This is a genomic window from Lentzea sp. NPDC092896, from assembly GCF_044754905.1.
Taxonomy (GTDB): Bacteria; Actinomycetota; Actinomycetes; order Mycobacteriales; family Pseudonocardiaceae; genus Lentzea.
The window spans coordinates 1,073,429-1,099,958 of the sequence record NZ_JBIVPX010000001.1 but is presented as its reverse complement, the minus strand read 5'-3'; the positions used below and the strand labels follow the sequence as shown (position 1 = coordinate 1,099,958).

The 26,530-nt window shown below is 70.8% G+C and carries 25 protein-coding genes; 7 read left to right on the top strand and 18 right to left on the bottom strand.

Going from position 1 to position 26,530, the window contains the following annotated elements:
• The first annotated feature begins 11 nt into the window (after positions 1 to 11).
• Positions 12 to 1,313: an FAD-dependent monooxygenase gene (locus ACIQF0_RS04820; RefSeq protein WP_401024494.1), complete on the top strand. Its 1,302-nt coding sequence runs from the start codon at positions 12 to 14 to the stop codon at positions 1,311 to 1,313.
• Here the strand turns inward: ACIQF0_RS04820 and ACIQF0_RS04815 are convergent.
• From ACIQF0_RS04815 to ACIQF0_RS04805, 3 genes are read right to left on the bottom strand one after another with little or no spacing between them, the layout of a single operon-like run.
• Positions 1,233 to 4,022 (bottom strand): BTAD domain-containing putative transcriptional regulator, encoded by a 2,790-nt coding sequence (locus ACIQF0_RS04815; RefSeq protein WP_401024491.1) that lies wholly within the window; start codon positions 4,020 to 4,022, stop codon positions 1,233 to 1,235. The genes ACIQF0_RS04820 and ACIQF0_RS04815 overlap by 81 nt on opposite strands.
• On the bottom strand, positions 4,022 to 4,654 hold the full coding sequence (locus ACIQF0_RS04810; protein WP_401024489.1) for a hypothetical protein: 633 nt from the start codon (positions 4,652 to 4,654) through the stop codon (positions 4,022 to 4,024). The genes ACIQF0_RS04815 and ACIQF0_RS04810 overlap by 1 nt, the downstream gene beginning before the upstream one ends.
• Positions 4,651 to 5,361, bottom strand: coding sequence for an ATP-binding cassette domain-containing protein (locus ACIQF0_RS04805; protein WP_401024487.1), 711 nt, complete (start codon positions 5,359 to 5,361; stop codon positions 4,651 to 4,653). Before ACIQF0_RS04805 ends, ACIQF0_RS04810 begins: the two co-directional genes overlap by 4 nt.
• A 370-nt stretch (positions 5,362 to 5,731) precedes the next feature.
• Here ACIQF0_RS04805 and ACIQF0_RS04800 point away from each other — a divergent pair, with 370 nt between their 5' ends.
• Both ACIQF0_RS04800 and ACIQF0_RS04795 read left to right on the top strand, forming a co-directional pair.
• Positions 5,732 to 8,548, top strand: a complete 2,817-nt coding sequence (locus ACIQF0_RS04800; RefSeq protein ID WP_360032833.1) for an aconitate hydratase — start codon at positions 5,732 to 5,734, stop codon at positions 8,546 to 8,548.
• A gap of 122 nt (positions 8,549 to 8,670) precedes the next feature.
• Positions 8,671 to 9,096: a DUF1761 domain-containing protein gene (locus ACIQF0_RS04795; RefSeq protein WP_401024484.1), complete on the top strand. Its 426-nt coding sequence runs from the start codon at positions 8,671 to 8,673 to the stop codon at positions 9,094 to 9,096.
• On the opposite strand, the gene ACIQF0_RS04790 is transcribed toward ACIQF0_RS04795, so the two are convergent.
• The 12 genes from ACIQF0_RS04790 to ACIQF0_RS04735 form a co-directional block, all read right to left on the bottom strand.
• The gene (locus tag ACIQF0_RS04790) at positions 9,093 to 9,524 is read right to left on the bottom strand and encodes a PH domain-containing protein (protein ID WP_360032827.1); all 432 of its coding nucleotides are present in this window, start codon (positions 9,522 to 9,524) and stop codon (positions 9,093 to 9,095) included. The genes ACIQF0_RS04795 and ACIQF0_RS04790 overlap by 4 nt on opposite strands.
• On the bottom strand, positions 9,524 to 10,021 hold the full coding sequence (ribH, locus tag ACIQF0_RS04785) for a 6,7-dimethyl-8-ribityllumazine synthase (protein WP_401024480.1): 498 nt from the start codon (positions 10,019 to 10,021) through the stop codon (positions 9,524 to 9,526). The genes ACIQF0_RS04790 and ribH overlap by 1 nt, the downstream gene beginning before the upstream one ends.
• Positions 10,018 to 11,280 (bottom strand): bifunctional 3,4-dihydroxy-2-butanone-4-phosphate synthase/GTP cyclohydrolase II, encoded by a 1,263-nt coding sequence (locus ACIQF0_RS04780; RefSeq protein ID WP_401024477.1) that lies wholly within the window; start codon positions 11,278 to 11,280, stop codon positions 10,018 to 10,020. Before ACIQF0_RS04780 ends, ribH begins: the two co-directional genes overlap by 4 nt.
• The gene (locus ACIQF0_RS04775) at positions 11,277 to 11,897 is read right to left on the bottom strand and encodes a riboflavin synthase (protein WP_401024475.1); all 621 of its coding nucleotides are present in this window, start codon (positions 11,895 to 11,897) and stop codon (positions 11,277 to 11,279) included. The genes ACIQF0_RS04780 and ACIQF0_RS04775 overlap by 4 nt, the downstream gene beginning before the upstream one ends.
• Before the next feature lie 8 nt (positions 11,898 to 11,905).
• The gene (gene ribD, locus ACIQF0_RS04770; RefSeq protein ID WP_401027697.1) at positions 11,906 to 12,889 is read right to left on the bottom strand and encodes a bifunctional diaminohydroxyphosphoribosylaminopyrimidine deaminase/5-amino-6-(5-phosphoribosylamino)uracil reductase RibD; all 984 of its coding nucleotides are present in this window, start codon (positions 12,887 to 12,889) and stop codon (positions 11,906 to 11,908) included.
• A gap of 14 nt (positions 12,890 to 12,903) precedes the next feature.
• A complete protein-coding gene (gene rpe, locus ACIQF0_RS04765) occupies positions 12,904 to 13,569 on the bottom strand; it encodes a ribulose-phosphate 3-epimerase (protein ID WP_360032818.1) in 666 nt (221 codons plus the stop codon).
• 26 nt (positions 13,570 to 13,595) lie between these two features.
• On the bottom strand, positions 13,596 to 14,093 hold the full coding sequence (locus ACIQF0_RS04760; RefSeq protein ID WP_401024471.1) for a flavoprotein: 498 nt from the start codon (positions 14,091 to 14,093) through the stop codon (positions 13,596 to 13,598).
• Positions 14,094 to 14,129: 36 nt separating this feature from the next.
• Positions 14,130 to 14,678, bottom strand: coding sequence for a hypothetical protein (locus ACIQF0_RS04755; protein WP_401024468.1), 549 nt, complete (start codon positions 14,676 to 14,678; stop codon positions 14,130 to 14,132).
• 209 nt (positions 14,679 to 14,887) lie between these two features.
• Entirely contained in the window at positions 14,888 to 16,339 is a 1,452-nt protein-coding gene (locus ACIQF0_RS04750; RefSeq protein ID WP_360032812.1) for an RsmB/NOP family class I SAM-dependent RNA methyltransferase, read from the bottom strand.
• Between the two features lie 109 nt (positions 16,340 to 16,448).
• On the bottom strand, positions 16,449 to 17,375 hold the full coding sequence (gene fmt / locus ACIQF0_RS04745; protein WP_401024466.1) for a methionyl-tRNA formyltransferase: 927 nt from the start codon (positions 17,373 to 17,375) through the stop codon (positions 16,449 to 16,451).
• Positions 17,376 to 17,377: 2 nt separating this feature from the next.
• Positions 17,378 to 17,926 carry a peptide deformylase gene (def, locus tag ACIQF0_RS04740; RefSeq protein ID WP_360032806.1) on the bottom strand — a complete coding sequence of 183 codons (549 nt, stop codon included), beginning with the start codon at positions 17,924 to 17,926 and terminating at the stop codon, positions 17,378 to 17,380.
• A gap of 46 nt (positions 17,927 to 17,972) precedes the next feature.
• The gene (locus ACIQF0_RS04735; RefSeq protein WP_401024464.1) at positions 17,973 to 18,122 is read right to left on the bottom strand and encodes a hypothetical protein; all 150 of its coding nucleotides are present in this window, start codon (positions 18,120 to 18,122) and stop codon (positions 17,973 to 17,975) included.
• Positions 18,123 to 18,242: 120 nt separating this feature from the next.
• Between ACIQF0_RS04735 and ACIQF0_RS04730 the strand changes: the two genes are divergently transcribed.
• The 3 genes from ACIQF0_RS04730 to ACIQF0_RS04720 are packed head-to-tail and all read left to right on the top strand — an operon-like array spanning position 18,243 to position 20,591.
• Complete coding sequence (locus ACIQF0_RS04730; RefSeq protein ID WP_401024460.1) at positions 18,243 to 18,845, top strand: RNA polymerase sigma factor; 603 nt, start codon at positions 18,243 to 18,245, stop codon at positions 18,843 to 18,845.
• Positions 18,845 to 20,062, top strand: coding sequence for a hypothetical protein (locus ACIQF0_RS04725; protein WP_401024459.1), 1,218 nt, complete (start codon positions 18,845 to 18,847; stop codon positions 20,060 to 20,062). The genes ACIQF0_RS04730 and ACIQF0_RS04725 overlap by 1 nt, the downstream gene beginning before the upstream one ends.
• Positions 20,063 to 20,072: 10 nt before the next feature.
• A complete protein-coding gene (locus ACIQF0_RS04720) occupies positions 20,073 to 20,591 on the top strand; it encodes a DinB family protein (protein WP_401024457.1) in 519 nt (172 codons plus the stop codon).
• Between the two features lies 1 nt (position 20,592).
• Here the strand turns inward: ACIQF0_RS04720 and ggt are convergent, their stop codons facing one another.
• Positions 20,593 to 22,362: a gamma-glutamyltransferase gene (gene ggt / locus ACIQF0_RS04715; RefSeq protein ID WP_401024455.1), complete on the bottom strand. Its 1,770-nt coding sequence runs from the start codon at positions 22,360 to 22,362 to the stop codon at positions 20,593 to 20,595.
• Between the two features lie 65 nt (positions 22,363 to 22,427).
• On the opposite strand from ggt, the gene ACIQF0_RS04710 reads away from it, so the two are divergent.
• On the top strand, positions 22,428 to 22,895 hold the full coding sequence (locus tag ACIQF0_RS04710; RefSeq protein WP_401024452.1) for a hypothetical protein: 468 nt from the start codon (positions 22,428 to 22,430) through the stop codon (positions 22,893 to 22,895).
• Between the two features lie 4 nt (positions 22,896 to 22,899).
• Here ACIQF0_RS04710 and ACIQF0_RS04705 read toward each other — a convergent pair whose 3' ends face one another.
• Positions 22,900 to 25,290 carry a hypothetical protein gene (locus tag ACIQF0_RS04705; protein WP_401024450.1) on the bottom strand — a complete coding sequence of 797 codons (2,391 nt, stop codon included), beginning with the start codon at positions 25,288 to 25,290 and terminating at the stop codon, positions 22,900 to 22,902.
• Between the two features lie 30 nt (positions 25,291 to 25,320).
• Positions 25,321 to 26,526: a hypothetical protein gene (locus ACIQF0_RS04700; RefSeq protein ID WP_401024447.1), complete on the bottom strand. Its 1,206-nt coding sequence runs from the start codon at positions 26,524 to 26,526 to the stop codon at positions 25,321 to 25,323.
• Positions 26,527 to 26,530: the final 4 nt, after the last annotated feature.

Below are 26,530 nucleotides of genomic sequence, written 5' to 3'. Positions count from 1 at the left end.
CTGTGGGCGTCATGGACATTCAGGTTCTGATCATCGGCGCCGGCCCTACCGGCCTCACCCTGGCGCTCGACCTCTCCCGCCGCGGCGTCCCGTTCCGCATCGTCGACGCCTCACAGGCGCCGTTCGCCGGCTCGCGCGGCAAGGGCCTGCAGCCGCGCAGCATGGAGGTCTTCCACGACCTGGGCGTGATCGAGCCGGTGCTGGCCTCGGGCACGTTCCACATGACGATGCGCGCCTACAAGGGCCGCGAGGTGCTGCGCGAGTGGGACGTGCACGAGGGCCGCGTCCCGACGGCCGAACGCCCGTACGCGAGCACCATGCTCATCCCGCAGTTCCGGGTGGAGCAGATCCTGCGCGAGGCACTCCCCCAGCCCGTCGAGTACGGCAAGCCGCTGACGTCCTTCAGCCAGGACGACTCCGGCGTGACCGCGGTCGTCGGCGGGGAGACCGTGCGGGCGAAGTACCTCGTCGGGTGCGACGGCGGAAAGTCGTTCGTGCGCAAGGAACTCGGGGTGTCGTTCGTCGGCGAGACGCACGAGGACCAGCGGATGCTCGTCGGTGACGTCCGGATCTCCGGTCTCGACCGCGACCACTGGCACCAGTGGGGTGGCCGCGTCGACAAGTGGCTCGCCCTCTGCCCGTTGCCCGGCACCGACCTCTTCCAGTTCCAGGCGACCGGCGACGGCGAGCCGTCGCTCGAGCTCTACCGGGAGATCGTCCGCGACCGCACCGGCCTGGACGACGTGGTCGTGCACGACGCGACGTGGACGTCGTTGTACCGCATGAACATCCGGATGGTCGACAGGTTCCGCACCGGCCGGGTGTTCCTCGCGGGCGACGCCGCGCACGTGCACTCCCCCGCCGGCGCGCAGGGCATGAACACCGGCATCCAGGACGCCTACAACCTGGGCTGGAAGCTCGCGATGGAGACGCTGCTCGACACCTACGAGTCCGAGCGCAAACCCGTCGCGGAGTGGCTGCTGGGCATGACGACCGCGATCATGATGTCCGGAAAGCCGTTCGAACGCCGTGGCGACGAGACGCTGCAGCTCTCGCTGTCGTACCGGACCGAGGAGGGCGAGGGCCTGCGGGCCGGCGACCGCATGCCCGACGGCGTCACCGAGCAGGGCCGGATCTTCGACCTGCTGCGCGGCCCCGACTTCGTGACGCTCGATTTCCCGGACGGCCCGGTGCTCGTGCGCCCGGACGGCTACGTCGCCGCGATCGGCCGGTCAGCGATCGACGCCTACTTCGGCGCGAACCCGGTCACGCAGCTGCACCACCGCCGGGTCGCTGCTCGGACCGCCGCGTAGCCGTTCCGCCTCGCCCAGGGCCTCCCTCGCGCCGCGGGGGTCGCCCTGGGCGTGCAGCCAGTCCGCGTACCACTCCAGCACCAGCGCCCTGGCCGGTCCGTCGGCACTGCGGTTGACGGTGTCGAGCGCCTTGCCGTGGTGCTCGCCCGCCTCGCCGAACTGCCCGAGGCGGGTCAGCGCCAGCCCGAGTCCGGCGTGGACGGTGGCGCGGAACTGCTTCGCGGGCGAGTCCTCCGTGGCGTCGAGCGCCTGCCGGTACAACGTGACGGCCTGCTCGAAGTCACCGCTGAAGTACGCCATCTCACCGTAGGCCTGCGTGACCCGCGCCCGATCCAGGTCGAACGAGGACGCCGGCACCAGTTCCAGATCTTCCCGGGCACCGGCCGGGTCACCGATCCTGATCTTGATGCGCGCCGCCTGCATGAGCACGGACATCGGCACCAGCACCGACTCCGGCTCGCCCAGCTCGGCCGCCACCTGTCGCGCCTCGGAGACCGCCTTGAAGCCCTCGGCGAAGGCACCCCGGTTGATCAGCACCATGACCAGGCAGGACAGCCCGAACACCACGGCCCACCGATCCCCCACGGCCCGGAACCCGCGCAGCGCCTCCTGGTACGCCGCCTCCGCCCGCGGCGCGGAGCCCTCGCTGAACTCACCGGCCACCAGCCCGCGCACGAGCGCCGCGAACGCGCGCATCCACGCGTCCGGCGACCGCTCCAGCCGACCGGCCAGCACCTCGAGCCGTTCCGCCAGCCCGGTCGCACCCCAGACCTGACCGCTCGTCAGCATCAACGCGCACAGCGCCGTCGGAAGGTTCTCCTCCCACAACCGCTCCGCCGCGGCGAGAGCGGCCGGCGTGCCGAGCGAGGCCAGCACCTCCGACAGCGGGTCGTCGGGCGTGAGCGCGGCCCAGCGGCGGATCTCCTCGAACCGCTTGGTCATCACCAGCCAATGCCACGTGCGCGCGGCCATCATGCGCCGCGCGACGGCCATGTCGTGCCGGACCGCCCACGTCTGCGCCGCGTCGAGGTTGGACCGCTCCACGTCGAAGACCTTCAACGCGTCGAGTTGCTCCGGGCCACGCAGCAGCGGTTCGTTCCGCTCGGCCAGCGCGACGTAGTAGGCGGCGTGCCTCGCCGGATCGGCTTGGCCCTGCTCCAACGCGTACTCGCGCACGGTCTCCAGCAACCGGTAGCGCTCACCCGAGCGCACGACCAGCGACTTCTCCACGAGCGCGCCCAGCAGGTCCTCGGTGTCCCAGAGATCGTGATCTTGTCGGACCTCCTGAGTACGTTGAGATGCAGGGGTTCCCAGCTCGGGGGTACCCCTGCGCGAGCCTGCCCCGCACACGAAATGCACCGCCGCGGCCGTCGCCCCGCCCACGAACACGGCCAGCCGCGCCAGCAGCGCGCGCTCGGCGTCGTCCAGCAGCTCCCAGCTCCAGTCGATCACCGCCCGCAACGTCCGGTGCCGCGCCGGTCCGGTTCGCGCGCCGCGGTCCAGCAGCCGCAGCCGGCTGTCCACCCGCGACTCCAGCTGCGCCACCGACAGCGACCTGGCGCGGGCCGCCGCGAGCTCCAGAGCGAGCGGAATCCCGTCCAGGGCAGCACAAACCCGCCGCACGACGCCAGGATCCAGCGCCGACCCGACCCGTGCGGAGAACAGGCCGACCGCGTGGTCGAGGCCGAGCGGCGCCACCGGGTGCACGACCTCGCCCGGGATCCCCAGCGGCTCGCGCGAGGTCGCCAGCACGCGCGCGTCCGGCGCCTCGGCCAGCAGCCGCACGCACAGCGCCGCGGCCGCGTCCACGACGTGTTCGCAGTTGTCGAGCACCACCAGCGACGATCCGAGCCGGGAGAACGTCGGGGCCGCCAGCGGGTTCGGGCCCAGGGCGGCGTCCAGCGCCGCCAGTGGTTCGGCCGCCGAGTCCAGCTCGACGAACCACGCCTGCGGCACCGACGCGGCATGCGTCAGCGCGAGGCGCGTCTTGCCCACGCCGCCGAACCCGGTGAGCGTCACCAACCGGTTGTCCCGCAACAGCTCCGCCAGCGAGGCCAGATCGCCGGCCCGCCCGACGAACGACCCGACCGGCGCCGGCAGGTTGCCCCGCGAGACGCGCTCGCGCAGCACCGTCAGATGGGCGGCCGCCAGCGCCTCACCGGGATCCACGCCCAGTTCGTCGGCCAGCGCCGTTCGAACGCGCGCGAACACCGCCAACGCGTCCGACCGCCGTCCGGCGGCGTTCAGCGCCAGCATCAACCGGGCCTGGACGTCCTCGCGCAACGGATGCGCGGCCGCCAAAGCCTCCAGCCCCGCCAGGTCGTCGCGCAGCAACGCCAGCCGCACGGCCTCGTCCAGAGCGAACGGCGCCTCCTCGAACGCCGCCCCGCGCCACAAGGCCGCGTCGCGCGTCCGGACGAACGCCTCGACGTCGGTCGGCACCTCCAGCCGGTACCCCGAGGCGTGCGACGAGACCGTCGAAGCACCGACCACCCGCCGCAGCCGCGACACGAGCGACTGCAACGCCGCGGGACCGTCCACCGGCGGCTCGTCCGGCCACAGGTCGGCGATCAGCCGGTCCGCCGCGACGACGTGGCCGGGTTCCATCGCCAGCCGGATCAGCAACCAGCGCAGCCGTTTACCGCGCACCTCGACCGGTGCGCCGTCCGCGGCCACGACCTGCAACGGCCCGAGCACGTTGACCCGCATCAAGCCCGCCGCACCCCGGCCACCACCGCGGCGGCCACCAGCGCGACACCGACCACCACCGTCCCCAGCAAGGACAGCGACGCCCGGTTGTGCCCCAGCGCGTCCAGCACCCACCCGAGCGGAGTGGCCCGCCCGAGCGGATAGGTCAGCACCACCACCGAGAACACCGCCAGCACGGTGCGCCCGATGGAGTCGAAAACGGGGCGGGCGAACATCAGGCCCACACCGACGCCCAGCAACGCACATCCAGTATGCGCGGCGAGTCCGACAAAAAATTCGCCCGCCGTGTACGGGTGCGGGTTCGTCACCACCGGCCACACCGCCGCCAGCAGCGCCATCGCCAGGGCGACCAGCACCGACACCAGCGCGGCCGCCGTCAGCACCCGCGACCACCCACCGGCGGTCACCACGGTGATCTCGCGCCGCACCACGTCCTCGGACGTCGCCACCACGACGGCCATCCACGCGGCGATCGGGTAGAGCAACGCCGACGACCCCGAGTACGCCTCCAGCGGCTGCCCGGCGTCGGAGGAGAACAACATCCCCATCACACCGAGGAACACCAGCAAGGGCGCCAAATACCGTTGCCCGCGAAAGACGTCAGCGGCGAGGTACCGAACGAGAGAGATCACCGCACACTCCGCACCGAACACCCGAGCCGCAACGCCTCCGCGAGCACCTGATCGCTCCGGTCCGGCGCCACGACCACCCGCACCGACGACCCGCGGGCCTGCACGGACCGCACGCCTTCCAAGGCTTCCAGGGCGTCCAAAGCGGACACACGGCTGAGATCGATCGTCACGTGCCCACCGGCGAGGTCCACGCGCGTCGCCGACGCGAGATGTCCCTCGTGATCGGACACCAGCGCCGTCCGTCCCTCCAGTAACGACACCAGTTCGGCGGCCGCCGAGGCGTCGAGGCCGGTCCACGGCTCGTCGAGCACCAGCACGTCCGACGCCAGAAAAGCCTGCGCCAGCGCGACCTTCTGCGCGTTGCCCTTGGACAGCTCCGACATCGGCGCCGTCATCGACCCGACGAAACCCAGTCGCTCCAGCACATCGTTCGACTCAGCACGCCGGATCCGTCCCATGTGCGCCAAATACGCCGAAGCGGACATCTTGACGTCAGAGGGGAACCGCTCAGGTACGTAGCCGACCGAAGCAGGCCGCGAGACACGTCCGGACGTCGGCTTCAACACCCCGGCGGCGATCTTGAGCAACGTCGACTTGCCGGTGCCGTTCGCGCCGGTCAGCACGGTCAGGCCGGACACCTCCAGGGTGAGGTCGCGCAGCACCCAGGGCCCGCGCCCGTACCGCTTGGAAACCTGATCGAGGAGCACCCCGCCAAGATAGCCATCCTGGCCGCCGCGACGGTCGCGATCAGCCCACGGAGCCGATCAGAGCGGCCGGTTCGGCGGGCCGCGAACATCGGCGGGAAGATCACGTCGTCCACGTACACGATCGCCGTAGCCGGCACCGCCTGCCACGTCGCCTCGATCACCACCGCCGCCGGGTATCGCGCCGAAAGCGCGTTCAAGAGGTTCACCGGGCGAGTACCGGACACGACTCGTGACTTAGGGCAACCTGGGTTGAACCGGCTTACAGGACAAGCGTACTGTTTGGGGTCGAGGGGCAGGGGTCAACCAGGTGAGGAAGACTCTCCCCCATCCCGAACTGACCACCGCGCTGTCACCAGTTATGGAGTTGCACGTGACTGCACCAGCTAGCAAGGACAGCTTCGGCGCCCGCGGCACGCTCAACGTCGGCGACGCCTCGTACGAGGTGTTCCGGCTGAGCGCCGTGGAGGGCGCCGAGCGTCTGCCGTTCAGCCTGAAGATCCTGCTGGAGAACCTGCTGCGGACCGAGGACGGCGCGAACATCACCGCCGACCACGTGCGCGCTCTCGCCAACTGGGACCCGGCCGCCGAGCCGAGCACCGAGATCCAGTTCACGCCGGCCCGCGTCGTGATGCAGGACTTCACCGGTGTGCCCTGCGTCGTCGACCTCGCCACCATGCGCGAGGCCGTCACCCAGCTCGGCGGCGACGCCGAGAAGGTGAACCCGCTCGCGCCCGCCGAGCTCGTGATCGACCACTCGGTCATCGCCGACATCTTCGGCCGCCCGGACGCGTTCGAGCTGAACGTCGACCTGGAGTACGAGCGCAACCGCGAGCGCTACCAGTTCCTGCGCTGGGGCCAGACGGCGTTCGACGAGTTCAAGGTCGTCCCGCCCGGCACCGGCATCGTGCACCAGGTCAACATCGAGCACCTCGCGCGCGTCGTGATGGTCCGCAACGGCCAGGCGTACCCGGACACCCTCGTGGGCACCGACTCGCACACCACCATGGTCAACGGCATCGGCGTGCTGGGCTGGGGCGTCGGCGGCATCGAGGCCGAGGCCGCGATGCTCGGCCAGCCGGTCTCCATGCTGATCCCGCGCGTCGTCGGCTTCAAGCTGTCCGGCGAGCTGCCCCCCGGCGCCACCGCCACCGACCTGGTGCTCACGATCACCGAGATGCTGCGCAAGCAGGGCGTCGTCGGCAAGTTCGTCGAGTTCTACGGCGAGGGCGTCAGCGCCGTGCCGCTCGCGAACCGCGCCACGATCGGCAACATGTCGCCGGAGTTCGGCTCCACGGTCGGCATCTTCCCGATCGACGGCGAGACCATCGACTACCTGCGCCTGACCGGCCGTTCCGAGGAGCAGATCGCGCTCGTCGAGGCCTACGCCAAGGAGCAGGGCCTCTGGCACGACGCGTCCCGCGAGCCGGTGTTCTCCGAGACGCTGGAGCTGGACCTGGCGACGGTCGTCCCGTCCATCGCCGGCCCGAAGCGCCCGCAGGACCGCATCGAGCTGACCAACGCCAAGGAGTCGTTCCGCCAGGCTCTGGGCGCCTACGTCGCGCACACCGAGTCCGCGGAGCTGTCCGGTGTGGACGAGGCCGTCGACGAGTCCTTCCCGGCGAGCGACCCGGCCGCCATCCACGAGGGTGGCAACGGCTCGGGCGCGCCGAAGGTGTTCCAGTCGGCTGCCGAGGGCGCGACCGGCCGTGTGTCGAAGCCGGTCAAGGTCTCCCTCGACGGCAACGAGTTCGAGCTGGACCACGGCGCCGTCGCGATCGCCGCGATCACGTCGTGCACCAACACCTCGAACCCGTCCGTGATGCTCGGCGCGGCCCTTCTCGCGAAGAAGGCCGTCGAGCGCGGTCTCGAGCGCAAGCCGTGGGTCAAGACGACCCTGGCGCCGGGCTCGAAGGTCGTCATGGACTACTACGAGCGCGCCGGCCTCATGCCGTACCTGGAGAAGCTCGGCTTCCACCTGGTCGGCTACGGCTGCACCACCTGCATCGGCAACTCGGGCCCGCTGCAGGAGGAGATCTCGGCCGGCGTGCAGGAAGGCGACCTCGCGGTCGTCTCGGTGCTGTCCGGCAACCGCAACTTCGAGGGCCGGATCAACCCGGACATCAAGATGAACTACCTCGCGTCGCCGCCGCTGGTCGTGGCGTACGCGCTGGCCGGTTCGATGGACAAGGACATCACCACCGAGCCGCTCGCGTACGACCCCGAGGGCAAGCCGGTGTACCTGTCGGAGATCTGGCCGACCCCGGCCGAGATCGCCGAGGTCATCTCGACCTCGATCTCCGCGGAGGGCTTCACCAAGGGCTACACGAACGTGTTCTCCGGTGACGAGCGCTGGCAGTCGCTTCCCACGCCGACCGGCAACACGTTCGAGTGGGACGCGCAGTCCACCTACGTGCGCAAGCCCCCGTACTTCGAGGGCATGGAGATGGAGCCGAAGCCGGTCACCGACATCTCGGGCGCCCGCGTGCTCGCGCTGCTGGGCGACTCGGTCACCACGGACCACATCTCCCCCGCCGGTTCGATCAAGGCCGACTCGCCCGCGGGCAAGTACCTGACCGAGCACGGCGTGGAGCGCAAGGACTTCAACTCCTACGGCTCCCGCCGCGGCAACCACGAGGTGATGATCCGCGGCACGTTCGCGAACATCCGCCTGCGCAACCTGCTGCTCGACGACGTCCAGGGCGGCTTCACCCGCGACTTCCTGGCCGACGGCGCCCCGCAGACCACCATCTACGACGCGTCCGTGTCGTACGCGGAGGCCGGCGTTCCGCTGGTCGTGCTGGCGGGCAAGGAGTACGGCTCCGGTTCGTCGCGCGACTGGGCGGCCAAGGGCACCTCGCTGCTCGGCGTCCGCGCCGTCATCGCCGAGTCCTACGAGCGCATCCACCGCTCGAACCTCATCGGCATGGGCGTGCTGCCGCTGCAGTACCCGGCGGGCGACACCGCGTCGTCGCTGGGCCTCGACGGCACCGAGACGTTCGACTTCACCGGCGTCACGGAGCTGAACAACGGCACCACGCCGTCGACGGTGCACGTCGTCGCCACGAAGACGGACGGCTCGAAGGTCGAGTTCGACGCGGTCGTCCGCATCGACACGCCCGGTGAGGCCGACTACTACCGCAACGGCGGCATCATGCAGTACGTGCTGCGCAAGATGGTCCGCAGCTAGTCACCCCTGACGAAAGGGCCGCTCACCGCTGGGTGAGCGGCCCTTTCGCCGTTGATGCACTCGTAACGGTGGGCGCGCACCCCGCGATGCCAAGTCACCCTGATCACCGCGGGAGACCCCACATGAGCTTGACCGTGCTCGGCGACCTCAACTGGTTAGCCGTCATCGTGGCCACGATCGCCTACTTCGCGCTGGGCATGGTCTGGTACGCGGAGTACGCCTTCGGCAGGGCCTACCAACACGCGTCCGGCCAGGACCTGAGCCCTCCGGAGAACCAGAGCGCGGCCGTCTACGCCATCCCCTTGCTGACCTGCTTCGTCATCACGCTCGCGACCGCGATGATCGGCAACGCGTCGAGCACCGACAACATCATGGAAGGCATCCTGCTCGGGCTCGTCGTCGGTATAGGCATCGCACTGCCGGTCCGGTTCGTGACGGGCGCCTACGACATGACGAAGCCCGCCCCGATCACCTTCGCGGCCATCGGAGCGGGCTATCACGTCGTCGGACTCACGCTCGCGGGCGCGATCCTCGGTCTGTGGGTCTAAACGCGCGCAGCCTTGTGCAGTTCACGCAACGCGCGCACGGACGACACGGCGTACTCGCGGTCCACGGCCTGCACGGCCATCACCGAGATGTACTCGTCCTCCGGCAGCTCCAGACGGGCCCACGCGGCGCCGTCCGGGAAGCTGACCGACAGCACGTCGTTCCAGTCGTAGTGGTGGGACGTCACGACGTTGCGCACGTCGACACCCGCGGCGTCGGCGGTGACGCGGGGACGGGTCAGCAGCAGCACACCGCCTGCCAGCAGGAAGCCCAGCAGGATCATGGCGACCTGGTCGGACGTCCGGAAGATCACGCCGGTCGGGGTGTTGCCCAGCAGCAGCCCCACGATCGTGAACACCACGACGAGACCGACCGCGCACGCCCACGCGACGCGGCGGATCTTCTTGGGACGCAACACGATGGACGTCATCACTCGAATCCCCGCTCGGTCCAGGGCTGACGCAGGCCGCGCAGCACCAGTGCCGTGTCGATCGCGGCGACGGTCGCCTCGTATCCCTTGTCCTCCACCGAGTCCGGCAGACCCGCGCGGGCCAGCGCCTGCTCCTCGGTGTTGGTCGTCAGCACGCCGTTGCCGACCGGCGTCGACTCGTCCAGCGCGACGCGCGTGAGCCCGTCCGTCACCGAGTCGCACACGTACTCGAAGTGCGGCGTGCCACCGCGGATGACCACGCCCAGCGCGACCACGGCGTCGTGGTGACGCGCGAGTTCCTGCACCACGACGGGAAGCTCGATCGCTCCCGCCACGCGCACCACGGTCGTGTCGACGCACCCGGCGTCCTGCGCGGCCTTGAGGGCGCGCTCGACGAGCTGGTCGGTGATCTTGGTGTGCCAGCGCGTCGCCGCGATCGCGACGCTCAGGCCCTTGCCGTCGAGCCTGGTCTGGTCCGGACGGCCCTCGCCGCTCATTCCTGGTCCTCCGTAGCGGAAACAACGGTCTCGTACTGCTCGAGCTGGTGCAGTTCGTGGCCCATCCGGTCGCGCTTGGTGCGCAGGTACCGGAGGTTCTCCGGGTTCGGGGAGATCGGCAGCGGCACCCGGTCGAGCACCCGCAGACCGTATCCGGCCTCCAGACCGACGCGCTTGGCCGGGTTGTTCGTCAGCAGTCGCATGGACTTGATGCCGAGGTCCACGAGGATCTGCGCGCCCGTGCCGTAGTCGCGTGCGTCGGCGGGCAGGCCCTGCACCAGGTTCGCGTCCACGGTGTCCGCGCCCTGGTCCTGCAGCTGGTAGGCCTGCAGCTTGTGCATCAGGCCGATGCCACGGCCCTCGTGACCGCGCATGTACAGCACGACGCCACGGCCTTGTGCCGCAACGGCTTCCAGCGCCGCGTCGAGCTGCGGGCCGCAGTCGCACCGCAGCGAGCCGAAGACGTCGCCGGTGAGGCACTCGGAGTGCACGCGCACCAGCACGTCCTCGCCGTCGCCGATCTCGCCGTACACGAGCGCGACGTGCTCGATGCCGTCGAGCAGACTGTCGTAACCGAACGCGGTGAACACGCCGTGCGCGGTCGGGATGCGGGCCTCGGCGGCGCGGGCGACCTGGGTCTCGACCCGGCGGCGGTACGCGATGAGGTCGGCGATCGTGATGATCGCGAGGTCGTGGTCGGCCGCGAAGACCTCCAGTTCGTCGCGGCGGGCCATGTCGCCCTCGTCCTTCTGCGACACGATCTCGCAGAGCACACCCGCGGGCGACAACCCGGCCAGCCGCGCCAGGTCGACGGCCGCCTCGGTGTGACCGGGACGGCGCAGCACACCGCCCGACTTGGCGCGCAACGGCACGACGTGGCCGGGCCGGTTGAAGTCGGTGGACTTCGAGGTCGGGTCGGCGAGCAACCGGATCGTGCGGGCGCGGTCGGCGGCCGAGATGCCGGTGCTGACACCCTCACGCGCGTCGACCGTGACCGTGTACGCGGTGCCGCGCGCGTCCTGGTTCGTGTGGAACATCGGCGGCAGGTCGAGGCGCTCGCAGTCGTCCTCGGTCAGCGGCACGCAGATGTACCCGGACGTGTAGCGGACCATGAACGCGATCAGTTCTGGCGTGGCCTTCTCGGCGGCGAAGATCAGGTCGCCCTCGTTCTCGCGGTCCTCGTCGTCGACCACGACCACGGGCCGTCCGGCGGCGATGTCCTTGATCGCGCGCTCGATCTCGGCGAAGTCGGTGCTCACTGGGCCTCCTCGCCCGCGATGGCCCGCAGGTGCGGGATCGCCAGTCGTTCAACGTACTTCGCCAGCACGTCGACCTCCAGGTTCACCACGTCGCCGGGCGTGCGACGCCCGAGCGTGGTGAGTTCAAGGGTCGTCGGGATCAGGCTCACGGTGAACTGGTCCTCGGAGACGGTCACGACCGTCAGCGAGACTCCGTCGACCGTGATGGAGCCCTTCTCCACGACATAACGGGCCAAGGTCGGCGGGAGTCCGATGTGGACGATCTCCCAGTGCTCGGCCTTCTCCCTCGCGAGAATCGTGCCGGTGCCGTCGACGTGGCCTTGCACGATGTGGCCACCGAGGCGCTGGCCGACCGCGGCCGCGCGCTCCAGGTTGACCCGGTCACCCTCGGCGACCTTCGCGAGGCTGCTGCGCAGGAGGGTCTCGCGCATCACGTCGGCGGTGAAGGAGTCGTCCCGCACCTCCACGACGGTGAGGCAGACGCCGTTCACCGCGATGGAGTCGCCGTGCTTCGCGTCGCTGGTGACGATCGGCCCGGCGATGCGGATCCGTGCCGCGTCCGGCAGGTCCTCCGTCGCTACGACGTGGCCGAGTTCCTCGACGATCCCGGTGAACACCGCTCCTCCTAATTTTCCGGAACCGCGCTGATCCGCACGTCCGGCCCGCTCATGGTGACGTCTTGCACGGTCAACCGGACAGCGTCCGTGATGGTTGACACGCCCGCTCCCAGCACCGCCGCGGGACCGTCCCCGAGCAGCACCGGCGCGATGTAGGCGAGCACGCGGTCGATCCTGCCCGCGCGCCAGAACGCGCCGGCCAGCGTCGGTCCGCCCTCCAGCAGCACGTCGACCACCCCCTGCTCGGCGAGTGCGGTCAGCACGTCGTCCGGGTGGTGCGTGCGCAGGTGCAGCGCGGTGTCCTGGAGCTTCGCCCCGACCGGCAGGTCGCTCATGCCCACGACCACCGGCAACGGCTGGCGGGCCAACGGCATTCCATCGGCGTCCCTGGCCGTCAGCGCGGGGTCGTCCTTCCGGACCGTACCGCTGCCGACGATGATCGCGTCGAGCTTCGCGCGCATCTCGTGGACCTCCTTGCGGGAGACCTCCGAGCTGATCCACTGGCTGGTGCCGTCGCTCGCCGCGATCCGGCCGTCCAGCGAGGCCGCGTACTTCCACGTGACGTGCGGACGACCCGTGCGCGCGTAGTGCAGCCACGCCCTGAGGGGGCCGCGGCTGACCTCGGTCGCGAGGAGTCCGCTCTCGACGGTGATCCCGGCGTCTTTCAACCGGTTCGCGCCGCCCGCCGCCCTCGGGTTCGGGTCGCTGACCGCGTGGATGACGTGCTTGATGCCGGCTTCGATGAGCGCTTCGGCGCACGGCGGCGTGCGTCCGTGGTGCGAACACGGCTCGAGAGTGACAACGGCCGTGCCGCCGCGTGCCTTCGTGCCCGCTTCCTTCAGCGCCATGACCTCGGCGTGCGGACCGCCGACCGGTTGCGTGCCGCCGAACCCCGCCGCGTCGCCGTTCTCGTCGAGGATGACGCACCCGACGGGTGGGTTGGGGCTGGTGATGCCCCGCACCCGTTCGCTCTCCGCGATGGCGAGCGCCATCGCGTCCTCAGGCGTCACGTGGTCCTGATTCCCTGAGCGCCGGCCGCCTGGGCGCGCAACGCCTCGACGGCCTTGCCGGGGTCGGCGGCGTCGTACACGGCGGACCCGGCGACGAAGCAGTCCACGCCGGCCTCCGCGGCCTGTTCGATCGTGTCGGCGTTGATGCCGCCGTCGATCTCCACGACCAGCTTGAGGTGGCCGGTGTCGACGAGCCGACGGGCCTGGCGCACCTTGTCCAGCACGCCGGCCATGAAGCTCTGGCCGCCGAAGCCCGGCTCGACCGACATCACGAGCAGCGTGTCGTAGTGCTTCAGCACGTCGACGTACGGCTCCAGCGGGGTGCCGGGCTTGATGCTCAGCCCCGCCTTGGCCCCGGCGGCCTTGAGGTTCTTGGCCAGCGCGATGGGGTCGTCGGCCGCCTCGACGTGCACGGTCACGTTGTACGCGCCCGCTTCCGCGTAGCCGATGGCCCAGCGGTCGGGGTCCTCGATCATGAGGTGGCAGTCGATCGGAATGTCGGTCACCTTGAGCAGTGACTTCACCACCGGCAGGCCGAGCGTCAGGTTCGGCACGAAGTGGTTGTCCATGACGTCGACGTGGATCCAGTCCGAGGTGGGCACCGCGGCGAGCTCGTCGGCGAGGCGCGCGAAGTCGGCGGACAGGATGCTGGGGGCGATCATCGGCGTGTGGACCACAAGGGTGAAGTCTAGGTGTCCAGCAGGTCGAGCAGCCTGCCGGGAGGCTCGTCGGTGACCACTACGACACCCGCATTGGTGAGCGTCGTGACGTGCGTCTCCCACATGGGGTGACGCCGCTTGTCCGCGTTGGCCTGGGGCAGGACGACGACCTTGCAGCCCTCCACGCCGATGGCCTCGTTCAACGCGGTGAGCGCCTGGTTGTCGCCGATGCCCAGGGCCAGCTTGGCCACCGAGTTCGCGCTGGCGGGGGCGAAGATGAACGCGTCGGGCGTGGGGTAGGGCTTGGGCTGGCTCGGCATCCGCGGTTCCCAGCGGATCGGGAGGTCGGTCAGCGCCTGCAGCTTGTCCAGTTCGCCGGCTTCCTCGAACCACGGGGCGACGGCCGGGGTGAACGTGATGGCCAACCGCCACCCCCGTTGCGCGGCGGGCTCGGCCAGCTCGGTGCGGAACCAGCCTTCGACGCCTCCGCAGCCGCTTGCGACCAGTCCGAGCAGCCCACGTGTCATGTGGACGATCTTAGGTTCGGTGGCCTGGCGAGACGGTCATCGGGGAACAACACGGAAGTCACCAGCCGTCGTCGACCGCCGTTCACCGTTCGCCACCCACTCCACCACGAGCGCGACGCGGCAGTCGCAGTCACCTGTCGACAGCTCGATCGAGAACACTTCGGGCTCACCCCGCACGACCCGGTAGGGAAATGTCGTCGGCGCGGCGTCCGATCCCCGTCTGGTTCGTGGCGGAGCCGCTGCCAGCCGAGGCATCGGTTCATCGAGGTCAACCACGAAGTCACGCGGACTGATCGGGTCGCCAGGGCATCCGGCCCGGCGGTTCGGCACCGCGCGAACCGTTGCTGCAGAAGACGATCTGAGCTCAGCGCGGATGCCCGTGACGACGACCTCGGCGGTGCTCTCGTTCTGACCGGTGACCGTGACCACGGTGCCTGCGGCGTGTCCGTCCCCGTCGACAACCTCGTAGCCGCACGGAGCGTCGAGGGCCGTCGCGATCGTCAGCCGCGGTGCGTCGCCCGCCTGGTTCGGCACGACGATCTCGCGATCACGTTCCCGCAACACGATCAGGAACACAGCCAACACGATCAGGACACCTGCAGCTCCCCAGCTCACCCTGCGCCACCGACCGACGCCAGGTCGACCGATGTGCACGTCGCCGTGGACATCACGGAATTGGGTGACGCCGCCACGAACGTCACCCACCGTGTTACCGCTGGGCTCTCCCTCGCCCATTAACCGCCCTCGCCCGCCCGGCACTGTCGGACCCCGTCGCTAGCGTCCTTCACGAGCGCTCAAACAGGGCGTCGCAGCACCGCGCAGAACATCGCGTCGGTGCCGTGCAGATGGGGCCACAGCTGAACGTGCGGGCCTTCCCCGAGGTCCGGAACTCCCGGGAAGAACTCCCGCGTGTCCAGCACTTCGACCCCGGTGCGCTGCGCGACGTCCGTCACCACCCCTACGGTCTCGGAGAGATGAGGTGAGCACACGACATAAGCCACGACGCCGCCAGGCCGCACCAGCCGCAACGCCTCGGTGAGCAGCTCACGCTGCAGCTTCGTGAGCGTGCCGACGTCGGCGGGCTGGCGCCTCCACCGCGCCTCCGGGCGCCTGCGCAGCGCACCGAGACCGGTGCAGGGCGCATCGACCAGCACACGGTCGAACGCTCCTTCGACGAAGCCGGTCTCGAGGCCGTCGGCCACCTCCACGGTGACCGGCAGGCCTGAGGTGAGCTTGCGCACGAGCTCGGCGCGGTGGGGCGCCTTCTCGACGGCGATCAGTTCGCCGCCCTCGATGCCGACCAGCGCGGCCAGCAGGGCGGCCTTGCCGCCGGGGCCCGCGCAGAGGTCCAGCCAGCGGTCGTCCGTACCCCCGTTGTCACCGCCCTGGAGCGGCGCGCGCGTCAGGGCCAGGGCGCACAGCTGGCTGCCCTCGTCCTGGACGTTGGCGAGGCGTTCCCGGACGGGCTCGAGATCGCCCGGGTCGCCCGCTCCAGGCTCCAGGTGCACGCCGTAGGGCGAGTACGGCGCCACGTCGCCGCCGGTGATGGCGGCGAGCTCGTCGGCGCTCACCTCGCCGGGACGTGCCACCAGGTGCACGGCCGGGCGCGCGTCGTCCGCCGCGAGAGCCAGCTTCAGCGGTTCCTCGCGGCTGCCGAGGGCCTCCGCGAACGCCTGCGCGATCCAGCGCGGGTGGGCGTGGGTGAAGGCCAGGTTGCCGATCGGGTCGGTGTCCGGGTCCGGTGCGAGCTCGTCGACCCAGGCGGCCTCGTCCTGCTCGGCCACCCGGCGCAGGACGGCGTTGACGAAGCCGGCGATGCCGGACCCGAGCTCGCCCCGCACGAGGTCGACGGTCGAGGCGACCGCGGCGTGGGACGGGATCCGGGTGCGCAGCAGCTGGTACGTGCCCAGCCGCAACGCGTCGAGCGCCGAGCCGTCCACTTCGGACAGCGGGCGGTCCGAGCACGCCTCGATGACGGCGTCGAGCAGGCCCTGGGCCCGGGACGCGCCGTAGGTGAGTTCGGTGGCGAGCGCGGCATCACGGCCGGTGATGCGGCGGTCGCGCAGCATCTGCGGCAGCACCAGGTTCGCGTACGCGTCACGTTGCCGCACGGCGCGCAGGGTCTCCAGCGCGGCGAGGCGTGCCGGATCCTCCACGGGTGGCCGTGCGGGTCCGGTGCGCCGCTTCGGCGGGTGGGGCCTGCTCGGGCGGGAAGGCTTGGAAGCGCCTCGCGGGTGGCCGGTCATGCGTTGTACTCCACTGTCTCTGGCTCCCCTGCGGCGGCGCGGGTCACGCGCGCCACGGTCCTGTCCTGCCGCTCACAGGCGACGCCTGCCGAGCTCGTCCGGGAGCACGTCATGCGATGCGCTCCCCTGATTCGATCCGCACGCCGCGCGCCCAGTCGGTGGCGGCCATGCGCTTCTTGCCCTGCGCCTGGACCTCACCGAGGACCACGGCGGTGGTGGCGGTGCCCACGAGCACGCGTTTGCGCTCGACGAGCACCTCGCCGGCCGGCAGCGTCACGTCGGCGACCGGCGTAACGGGGCCGAGCTTGAGCCGCTCTCCCCGGAACTCGGCCCACGCGCCTGGCTCCGGTGTCACGGCGCGCGCCAGGCGGTCGACGGCCGTGGCGGGCGTGGTGAAGTCGAGGCGCGCGTCCTCGACGGAGATCTTCGCGGCGTAGGTGACGCCGTCGTCGGGCTGGTCGACCGCGCGCAGGGTGCCGTCCTCGATGCCGTCCACAGTGGACAGCAACAGGTCGGCTCCGGAGAGGGACAACCGGGTCAGCAGGTCGCCGGAGGTGTCGCGGTCGCGCACCTTCTCGGTCACCACGCCGAACACCGGGCCCGCGTCGAGTTCCCTCACGATGCGGAACGTCGAGGCGCCCGTGATGTCGTCGCCGTTGCGCACGGAGGCCTGCACCGGCGCGGCGCCGCGCCACGCGGGCAGCACGGAGAAGTGGAGGTTGACCCAGCCGAACTTGGGGACGTCGAGCGTCCGTTGCGGAAGGAGGTTGCCGTAGGCGACGACCGGGCAGAGGTCGGGTTCCAGCGCGCGCAGGCGCTCCAGGAACTCGGGCTCACCCGCCTTGGCCGGGGTGAGGACCTCGATGCCGTGCTCGTCGGCGAGCGCGCCGACCGGGGAGCGCTCGAGCCTGCGGCCTCGGCCGGAAGGGGCGTCGGGGCGGGTGACCACGGCGACGACGTCGTGGCGGGAGGAGTCGATGAGGGCGCGCAGCGAGGGCAGTGCGACCTCGGGCGTACCGGCGAACACGAGTCGCATGGTCAGCTGGACCTGCCGAAGAGTGGGTGCGGGCTCTGCTTCAAGGTGGGGACCGTACCGTCGAACCACTCGGACTGCCGGATTTCCCGCATGGCCTGCTTGCGGGTGTCGGCGTCGAGGCGGTCGAGGAACAGCACTCCGTCGAGGTGGTCCGACTCGTGCTGGATGCAACGGGCCAGCGTCTCGGTGCCTTCGACCTCGACGGGCTCTCCGTGCATGTTCCAGCCCTTGGCCACCACGTGCAGGTGGCGCTTGCAGTCCCACGACATGCCGGGGATCGACAGGCAGCCTTCCGAGCCGTCCTGCATCTCCTCACCGACCACGTCCCACGTGGGATTGATGAGGTGCCCCGCGAAACCGTCGCAGTGGTACGTGAACACGCGCAGTCCAACACCGAGCTGAGGCGCGGCGAGTCCCGCTCCGCCGGCGTCCTGCATCGTGTCCCACAGGTCCTTGACCAGGGTGCGCAGTTCCTTGTCGAAGTCGGTGACCTCGGTGGCCGCGGTGCGCAGCACTGGGTCGCCGAACAGGCGGATGGGTTGGACGGTCACGCAATGCTCCTCGTGTGGACTGGAGGCCAGTCTACGAGGAGCGCGGTCAGTGCTCGGACGCGCTGCCGAGGAAGATCACGCTCACCAGCGCCACGACGAAGTGGCCGGTGAAGCGCAGCGCCGTCAGCACGGGGCGCAACAGCGCGTGGAAGTCGATGTGGGCTGCGGGGGCGCTGGTGGCAGTGGTCGTCGTCATGGTGTCAACTGTGCCGTTCGTGCAGGTCAGCTCACATCGGCCCGGAGTATCGAGGCTGTGTCGGCCCGAGGTAGGAAGATCGGGTGCAACACTCGGCCGGAAGGTGGACACCTTCGGGTCATGAGGCTGATGCGACCGATCTGGGAGGGGGCGGCCGGCGTGCGCGACGACGCCCCGTCGGACGCCGAACTGTGGACCCGCGGCGACGAGCACGCGTTCAGCGAACTCTACGACCGCTACGCCGAGGCGGTGTGGAACCACGCTTACCGGCTGACCGCGTCGTGGTCGACGGCGGAGGACCTGACGTCGGCGACGTTCATGACCGCGTGGCGGCGGCGCGCCGAGATGACACTCGTCCGGGACAGCGCGCTGCCATGGCTGTTCACGGTCGCCGGTTTCCTGGCTCGCTCGGAGTTCCGCCGCAAAGCGCGGTTCACCCGGCTGCTGCATCGCGTGCCACGCGACGACGTGCAGCGCGACCACGCCGACGACGTCGCGGCGTCACTCGACCACGAGGCCCGGTTGCGCGAGGTCCTGGAAGCGGTCGAACGCCTTCCCCGTGCCGAACGCGAGGCCGTGGAGCTCGTGCTGTTCGGCGAACTGCCCATCGCGCAGGCCGCCGAGGCCCTGGGGGTCGCCGAGGTGAGCGTCCGGTCCCGCATCTCGCGTGCCCGCGCCCGCCTGCGCAAGCAACTCTCCTACGACACCCTGGAGGTGGAGTGATGGCCTTCGACCTGCCAGCCCGCCGTGAACTCCCCGCCGACGTCAAGGAGCGCATGCGCCCGGACTTCGCCGAGTCCCTCGCCGTCCGCACGCGCCGCAGCCGCGCACCTCTCGCGGTCGCCGCGGGGGTGACGCTCCTCATCGCGGGCGGTGTGGTCGTCACGCAGTCGTCCAGCCACCAGGTCAGCCCTGGCCACGTGCGCGTCGTCACCCCCTCCGAGCAGGACCTGACACGATGCCGCGTCGCGCTGGAAGACCAGAACTGGCAGTCCACCGAGATGGCCGTCTTCGACCTGCGCAAGGTCCTGCACGGCACGGACGGCCGCTTCTGCGAGCTCACCCGTTCCAGGGCCATGGTCGCGGAGCGGCGCTTCAAGCCCGTCGCGTTGCAGGACGGGTCGATCACCTACCGCTCGAACAGGATCATCGCCGGTGTGCCGCCTAAGGGCACGACCACCGCGAGGAGGGACCGGGTCAACAACCACCCGCAGTTGGAGCCCGCCCTGGATCCTGAAGCCTTCAACGACAGCGTGGTCACCCCGAACTTCTTCATCATCGAGATCTGGGGCGTGCACGACTCGACACCGACGCTGTTCTTCGACGATCGCCCCGAGAAGACGCCGCCGCTCAGCGCGCACTCCGCGGCAGTCAAGGCGAGCTTCGAGAGCGGCGACCCCGACCAGAAGTCGCTGGTGAACATCCTCGCCAAGTGCACAGACCGAGCGTGGGAAGAGACCGGGGTGCATGCCGAACGGCTGGACAAGTGGGAACCCGTCATCGCGACGGGAGTCGAGGAGTGGAACGGTGCGCTTCTCGCTCGCCGCGGCGACGCGGAGTTCGGGTACTGCTACTTCTACAGCACAACCGCGGCCAAGCCCTTCTCGATCATCGACGAGGTGCAGGAAGAACCCGACGAGCCGTACCTGATCACACAGGCACCGAGCGATGTGATCAACCACGGCGCTGCGATTCTGTCCGTCGGGCAGTACACCGTCATCGGGCGCGTCGGCCGCTGCACCGGAACCGTCGAAGTGTCGGACCGCGACGGTCCCGCTGTCACCGCCGAACTGGCGGACGGTTTCTTCCTGGCGAACGTCCCCCTCAAGGACGGGCGCGAAGACCTCAGGAAGCCTGACGATCCGCTCGAGCCCGGACGCCTGCACGTGGTCGTCCGTGACGAGAACAACGAAGTCGCCTACGAGGGCGACCTCAAGTGATCATGGAGCCATGACCTGGACCGCACCTGAAGTCGACATCACCGACGAACCGCTCCTCGGGGCGGAACGCCCGATGCTGGAGGCGTGGCTCGACCGCCATCGAGCCACGTTCCTGGGCAACTGCGCGGGACTCACCGGCGAGCAACTGGCCGAGGCGTCCGCGCCGCCGTCGAACCTGAGCCTGCTGGGCCTGATCCGGCACCTCGCGGACGTGGAGCGCGTGTGGTTCCGCGTCCGCCTGGCCGGCCAGGACGTGCAGGCCAGGCACAGCGGGCCAGGTGACTGGGACGGCGCCTTCGAGGACCTCGATCCGGCCCGCGCCGAGGCCGAGTACGCCTATCTCGTGGCCGAGATGGCCGAGGCCCGCGCGGCTGCTGCCACGCGGGACCTCGACGACATCTTCTTGCACGAACGAGTGGGCGAGATCTCGGTGCGCTGGCTCTACGTCCACCTGATCGAGGAGTACGCGCAGCACAACGGCCACGCCGACCTCCTGCGCGAACGCATCGACGGACGCACCAACAACTAGCTCAGCCCACCTTCACCACGCGGGCCGCGCCACCTCCGCGCCTCGTCGGCTCGGCGACCGCGCGCCACCGGCCGTCCTTGGCCCGTTCGACGGCCGTGGCGGCGCCGATCTCGGCGTTCTGGCTGAACTTGTGCCCGATGGCCTGCAGGCCCGCGGTGGTCGAGGCGGCGATGAACGCCGCCTCCGCCGGGGTGGTGGCGGCGTTGCGCTGGGAGGCGCGCGGGGCCGCGACGGCGTCGACCAGGGACATCTTGCGGTCGAGGCGGCCGGTCAGGATCTGGGCGACCGTGGTGATGATCGTGGCGCCGCCCGGTGAGCCGACGGCGAGCACGACCTTGCCGTGGTCGAGGACGATCGTCGGGGCCATCGACGAGCGCGGGCGCTTGCCGGGGCCGGGGAGGTTCGGGTGCGGGACGCCGGCGGTCGGGGCGACGAACTCGAAGTCGGTGAGCTCGTTGTTGAGCAGGAAGCCGCGGTTCGGGACGACGATGCCGCTGCCGCCCTCCGCCTCGATGGTCAGGGTGTAGGCGACGACGTTGCCCCAGCGGTCGGCGGTCGTGAGGTGCGTGGTGCGTTCGGCGTCCTCACGCAGGGCCGAGAGTCCGGCGGTGGCCTCGCACGCCTTGGGGTCGCGCGGGTCGGCGGCGGGCTGCGGGGCGGGAAGCACGGCGTCGGGCTTGATCAGGCAGGCGCGGCTGTCGGCGAACTTCTGCGAGAGCAGGCCCTCGGTCGGCACGCGGGAGAAGGCGGGGTCGCCCACCCAGCGCAGGCGGTCGGCGAAGGAGAGCTTGGTCGACTCGATGAAGCGGTGCAGGTACTCGACGTCGGAGACCTTCGACAGGTCGGTCGACTCGAGGATGTTGAGCGCCTCGCCGACGGTCGTGCCGCCCGACGACGGTGCCGCCATGCCGTAGACGTCGAGGCCGCGGTAGCTGGTACGGGTCGGGTCACGGCGTTCGACCTGGTAGCGGGCCAGGTCGGAGAGCTGCATGTCGCCGGCGCGGACGTTGCGGGTCGAGCCGGGCACGACCGGCGGCTTCTGCACGGCCTTCACGAGGTCGCGGCCGACCGCGCCGCCGTAGAGCGACGCCAGTTCGGTACGGGCGAGTTCGCGGTAGGTGTCGGCGAGCTGCGGGTTGCGGAACGTGCTGCCGACCGCGGGCGCCTGGCCGCCGGGCAGGTACAGGTCGCGGGTCGAGGTGAAGTCGGCGAAGCGGGCGGCGTTGTTCGTGATCTGCGAGTTGAACGTCTGGTCGACGACGAAACCACGCCGTGCCAACGCTTCCGCGGGCGCCATGGCCTCACGCAGGTTCAGCGTGCCCCACTTGCGCAGCGCCTGCTGCCACGTCTTGGGCGTGCCGGGGACGCCGACGGACTTGCCGCTGGTCATCGCCTCAGCGAACGGCAGTGGCTGGCCGTTCTCGACGAAGAGCTGGTCGGTCGCGGACCGCGGCGCGGTCTCCCGGCCGTCCAAAGTGGACACACGGCCGGTGCGGGCGTCGTAGTGGACGAAGAACCCGCCGCCACCGATGCCCGCGCTGAACGGGTCGGTCACGCCGAGCGCGGCGGCGGTGGCGACGGCGGCGTCGACAGCGTTGCCACCGCGGCGGAGCACGTCGATGCCGATCTGGGACGCGTCGGGGTCGACGCTCGACACAGCGCCTCCCCAGCCCACCTGCTCGGGCACGCGTGGCGATGATTCCGCCGCTCCTGCCGGGGCAGGAGCGACCAGTACGACGGAGAGCGTCAGTGCGGCAACCGTTCGCAACATGCGGAAACTTCTACTCCGTTGTCACCGGATGGCAACACCCCTTGAGGAAGGCCTAAGGTGCGGGCGTGTCGATCGATCTTGATCAGTTGCGAACCGATTTCACGAACACCCCGCTCGACGAGGCCGACCGCGAGGACGCGCTGCACCTCCTGCTGCGCGAGCGCCGCGACGAGGACGCCGGCCTGCTGCGGCATCTCCTGGCCGAGGAGACCGCCGCGCACCAGGAGGGCTGGGGTGTGCGCGAGGCATTGGTGCTCGCCGCCCTGCTGCTCGCCGAGTGCGGGCGTGAAGAGGACGTCTGGGCCCTGTGGGAGGCCAAGAACGCCTCCTTCGACACGATGGCGGGCCTCGACGGCTTCCTGCTGTTCCCGGCGGGCATCGCGGGCACGACGGCGCACGTGATCGCCGGTGAGGACCACCCGGAACGCGGCGACCTCATGACCTACATGAGCGAGTACCTCGAGTACGAGAAGCTGACCGACGAGGACATCCGCGAGCACATCGCCGGCCTGCGCTCCCACTTCGCGAACTGAGCGCCTACAGGACCTCCAGCGGGTCGAGCTTGATGCGCACTAGGTCCTGCTCCTTGCGCGCCGTCCGCACGGCCTGCGCCTCGGCCAGCACGGCGGCCAGCTGACGGCCCTCGCCGCGGGCGACCCTCACCAGGGCTCGTTCCTTGGTCTCGTCGTCGCCCAGCGGCACCGGGCCGAGGACCTCGCCGGTGGGCGGCAGCCGGAGTTCGTCGAGCATGGCGTTCACCGCGTCCGGGGTGCCGTCGACCGTCGCCATCCGGACCGCGGGCGGGAAGCCCAGCTCGGTCCGCGCGGCGAGTTCGGTGGCGGCGTGCCACACCGGGTCCCAGCGGACCAGGGCCTGCACCGGGGTCAGCGACGAGTCCGCGATCACGACCACCCGCCCGTTGCCGGGCCGCACCAGGCCCGCCGCCGTCATCCACCGCCGGAGCGCCTCCTCGGCGGCGCGGAGGTCGGCCCTGCCCAGCAACGCCCACCCGTCGAGCAGCAGCACGGCACCGTAGCCGCCCTCGGCCACGGGTTCGGCGCCCGGCGTCGCGACCACCAGCGAGGGCCTGCCCGGCACCTTGGTCAGCACCTCGTCCGCGCCGCTGGTCCGCACCGGAATCCCGGGAAACGCCCGCCCGAGCTCCTCCGCCGTGCGCCGGGCCCCGATGATCTGCCCGCGAAGCTTGCGCGACCCGCACGTGGGACACCGGAACGCGGCCTCCGTCGCCGCGCACCACCGGCAGTACGCGGGCTTCGGCAGCCCGTCCTCGGTCCCGCCCGGCAACGCCAGCGGCCCCGCGCACCGGCGGCACCGCGCGGGCCCCCGGCACTGACCGCAGGCGAGCGACGGCACGTAACCACGGCGCGGCACCTGGATCAGCACCGGCGAGTCGGTGAGCGCGAACCGGGCGGCGTCGAACGCGATGGACGGAAGCCGGGCCGTGCGCGCAGCCGGGTCCTTGACGTCCTGCCACTCGTTGTCGCCCACCGACACCACCCGCGGCGCGACGGACCTCAACGTCTCGCGCGACGCCACGATCTCGTGCGCCCAGCCAGTCTCGACCAGCAACTGCGCCTCGGCCGTGCGAGCGAACCCGCCGATGAGCAGCGCGGCCCCCGTCATGTGCGCGCGCTGCACCAACACGTCACGCACGTTCGGATACGGCGACCGCTGCTCGACGTGCAGATCGTCACCGTCGTCCCACACGACCAACAGCCCAGGATTCTTGACCGGTGCGAACGCCGTGGCCCGCGTACCGACCACCACCCGCGCCACGCCCCGGCGCACCAACAACCAGCGCTTGTAGCGCTCCGACGGCCCGAGGTCGGCCGACAACGTCACGACGCCTTCGATCAGCTCGCCGCACGCCTCGGCGACACGGGCCAAGTCGCGGTGGTCGGGAACGACGATGGCCACCCCGCGCCCCGACGACGCGACGGCGGCGGCCGCCTCCGCGAGCCGCGCGGGCCAGTCCTCGGCGGGCAACGCCTGCCAGACGGCGTGGGCGGGCCGGCCCTCGTGCAGGGCCTCCAGGTACTTGGGGCCGCGGGGATAGCGCGCCCAAGCGTCGGCGGGGACGGGAGGCAGCTGCGAACGCCCGGCGGCCGCGTCGGACGGCGGGACGGCTTCGGCCGGCGAAGCGGGCTCGGGCTGGGAAGCGGATTCGGTTGGCGGGACGGCTCCGGTCGGCGGGAGCGCTGCGGGGTACGAAAGGGCCTCGGCCTGCTGCGCCTCGGGCTGCGAGCCCGTCTCGGTCTGCGGAACCCCGATCTGCGGAACGGCTCCGGTCGGCGGCACAGCTCCGGAATGAGGTGTGCCTTCGGCCCGCCGCGTCTCGGTCTGCGAAGCCTCCACGGGCGATGAGGCGGCTTCGGCCTGCCGTTCCTCGGTCTGCGGAACCATCTCGGGCTGTGAGGCCACCACGGTCAGCAGCGCGGCTCCGCCCTGTGGCGCCTCCGCCGGCGGCTGCCCCACCCACGCGGGCAGCTGGGGCAGCGGCGGCGGCTCCGCTGAGGCGGCGGCTTCCGCTCGGGCGTGCCGGGGCGGGATGGCCAGGCGCAGCACGTCGATCATGCCGCCCGCGTACCTGTCGGCGATGGCGCGGGCCAGGGTGGCGATCTCGGGTGCCAGCACCGGTTCGGGTGACACGACCTTCTCGATGAAGGCCAGTTTCTTGCCGTACTCCGAGGTTTCGGCTCGCTCCAGCAGGTAGCCGTCGACGAGCTGGCCCGCGAACCTCACCCGGACGCGGCAGCCCGCGACGGCGGCTTCGTCCAGTTCGGACGGAACCGAGTAGTCGAACGGGCGGTCCAGGTGGGCCAGGGGGACGTCCACCACGATCCGGGCGACCGGCAGCGACTCCGCGGGGACCCGCTCCCCTTTTCTCGCTCCGGTCTTCGCGTTCATGCCTCCTGGTGTATCAGACACCCCCGACAGTCACGCGTTGCGCCTCACCAAACCGGTGAAGCCCGCCACGAACAGGGTCGCGAAGGCCCAGGCCAGGATCTGCAGCAGCCAGGTGGTGGCCAGGACCACCTGGCCCGCGCTGGCGCCCGCGTCGACCGTGCAACGGGTGGCGTCGACCTTGACCAGCGGTGTCGCCACGTTCAGGGCGTAGCCGACCTGTTCCACGGTCGAGCAGCGGACGGCTCCGGAGATCAACACCACACCGACCGACACGGCGAGCACGCCGGCCAGCCACACGAGCGCGAGGCCGGGGCGGTAGCCGTGTCCGACGGTCACGCCTCGGATCAGGTGCCAGGCGCGGCCCCACCGGGAGAGCTGGCCGCGGCGGCGCAGGTCGCGTTGCTGGGCCACCCGGATCCGCCGCACGTCGCGTTCGTGGCCGGCGGCCTGGTGGGCGGCGGCGAGCTGGGTCCACGGCTGGGTCGAGTAGCGGAGGGTGCGGGTCGCGAGGAACGAGAGCCATTCGTCCACAGTGGCGTCCCGCGGCAGGCCCTCGTAGGTCAGGCCTTCCAGTTGTGCCTTGCCGTCGACGCCTTCGAACGGCAGGAACAGCTCTTTGCCGACGCGCACGTGCCGCAGGTCCAAAGCGACGCCCGGTGAGCTGACCCGGCCGTCCCGGAAGATGAGCTGGCCGTCGACCCGCGTCCCGCGCAATCGCACCGAAGCGTGGATGCCGCCGCCCGAGACGTCGCACCCCTGGGACAGGAAGATCCCGTCGCCGACCCGCAGGTCGACCAGCACGAGCCCCGCCTCGAAACGGGCTCCGGCGCACATCAGCACGGCCGAGATCTGCGACCCGCTCAGCGTCACCGAACCCGCGGCGTGGAAGCCGTCGTTCAGGTACACGCTGCCGCCGATGCGCATGTGCAGCGCGTCGATCGACTCCGCGGCGCTCAGGCGGGCGCCGCTCAGGCTCAGGTTGTGGTCCACGGACAGGCCACGCGCGTGCACGGCGGGCGCGGTCAGGCCGCGCAGGTCCAGCTGTGAGAACTGCGCCCGGTCGAGCCGCACCGGCTGCTCGGTCGTGCAGTCGCGCAGCACCAGCGGTTTCTTCGCCACGACGTCGGACAGGTCGAGCTGACCGGTGATCTGGGCCCCGACGAGCACGAACCCGCCCGGATCCAGTAACTCGTGCTCGATCATCCGCCGCCGGATCTCATCCCCCTTGATCTCCACGGGG

Excerpts from the sequence above, each read along its gene's own strand:
- ACIQF0_RS04705 (WP_401024450.1), bottom strand. The coding sequence starts at position 25,290 with ATGAACGCGAAGACCGGAGCGAGAAAAGGGGAGCGGGTCCCCGCGGAG.
- ACIQF0_RS04760 (WP_401024471.1), bottom strand. The coding sequence starts at position 14,093 with ATGACACGTGGGCTGCTCGGACTGGTCGCAAGCGGCTGCGGAGGCGTC.
- ggt (WP_401024455.1), bottom strand. The coding sequence starts at position 22,362 with ATGTTGCGAACGGTTGCCGCACTGACGCTCTCCGTCGTACTGGTCGCT.
- fmt (WP_401024466.1), bottom strand. The coding sequence starts at position 17,375 with ATGCGACTCGTGTTCGCCGGTACGCCCGAGGTCGCACTGCCCTCGCTG.
- ribH (WP_401024480.1), bottom strand. The coding sequence starts at position 10,021 with ATGAGCGGCGAGGGCCGTCCGGACCAGACCAGGCTCGACGGCAAGGGC.
- ribD (WP_401027697.1), bottom strand. The coding sequence starts at position 12,889 with ATGGCGCTCGCCATCGCGGAGAGCGAACGGGTGCGGGGCATCACCAGC.
- ACIQF0_RS04795 (WP_401024484.1), top strand. The coding sequence starts at position 8,671 with ATGAGCTTGACCGTGCTCGGCGACCTCAACTGGTTAGCCGTCATCGTG.
- ACIQF0_RS04815 (WP_401024491.1), bottom strand. The coding sequence starts at position 4,022 with ATGCGGGTCAACGTGCTCGGGCCGTTGCAGGTCGTGGCCGCGGACGGC.
- ACIQF0_RS04820 (WP_401024494.1), top strand. The coding sequence starts at position 12 with ATGGACATTCAGGTTCTGATCATCGGCGCCGGCCCTACCGGCCTCACC.
- ACIQF0_RS04750 (WP_360032812.1), bottom strand. The coding sequence starts at position 16,339 with ATGACCGGCCACCCGCGAGGCGCTTCCAAGCCTTCCCGCCCGAGCAGG.
- ACIQF0_RS04790 (WP_360032827.1), bottom strand. The coding sequence starts at position 9,524 with ATGACGTCCATCGTGTTGCGTCCCAAGAAGATCCGCCGCGTCGCGTGG.
- ACIQF0_RS04720 (WP_401024457.1), top strand. The coding sequence starts at position 20,073 with ATGACCTGGACCGCACCTGAAGTCGACATCACCGACGAACCGCTCCTC.
- ACIQF0_RS04735 (WP_401024464.1), bottom strand. The coding sequence starts at position 18,122 with ATGACGACGACCACTGCCACCAGCGCCCCCGCAGCCCACATCGACTTC.
- ACIQF0_RS04725 (WP_401024459.1), top strand. The coding sequence starts at position 18,845 with ATGGCCTTCGACCTGCCAGCCCGCCGTGAACTCCCCGCCGACGTCAAG.
- rpe (WP_360032818.1), bottom strand. The coding sequence starts at position 13,569 with ATGATCGCCCCCAGCATCCTGTCCGCCGACTTCGCGCGCCTCGCCGAC.
- ACIQF0_RS04730 (WP_401024460.1), top strand. The coding sequence starts at position 18,243 with ATGAGGCTGATGCGACCGATCTGGGAGGGGGCGGCCGGCGTGCGCGAC.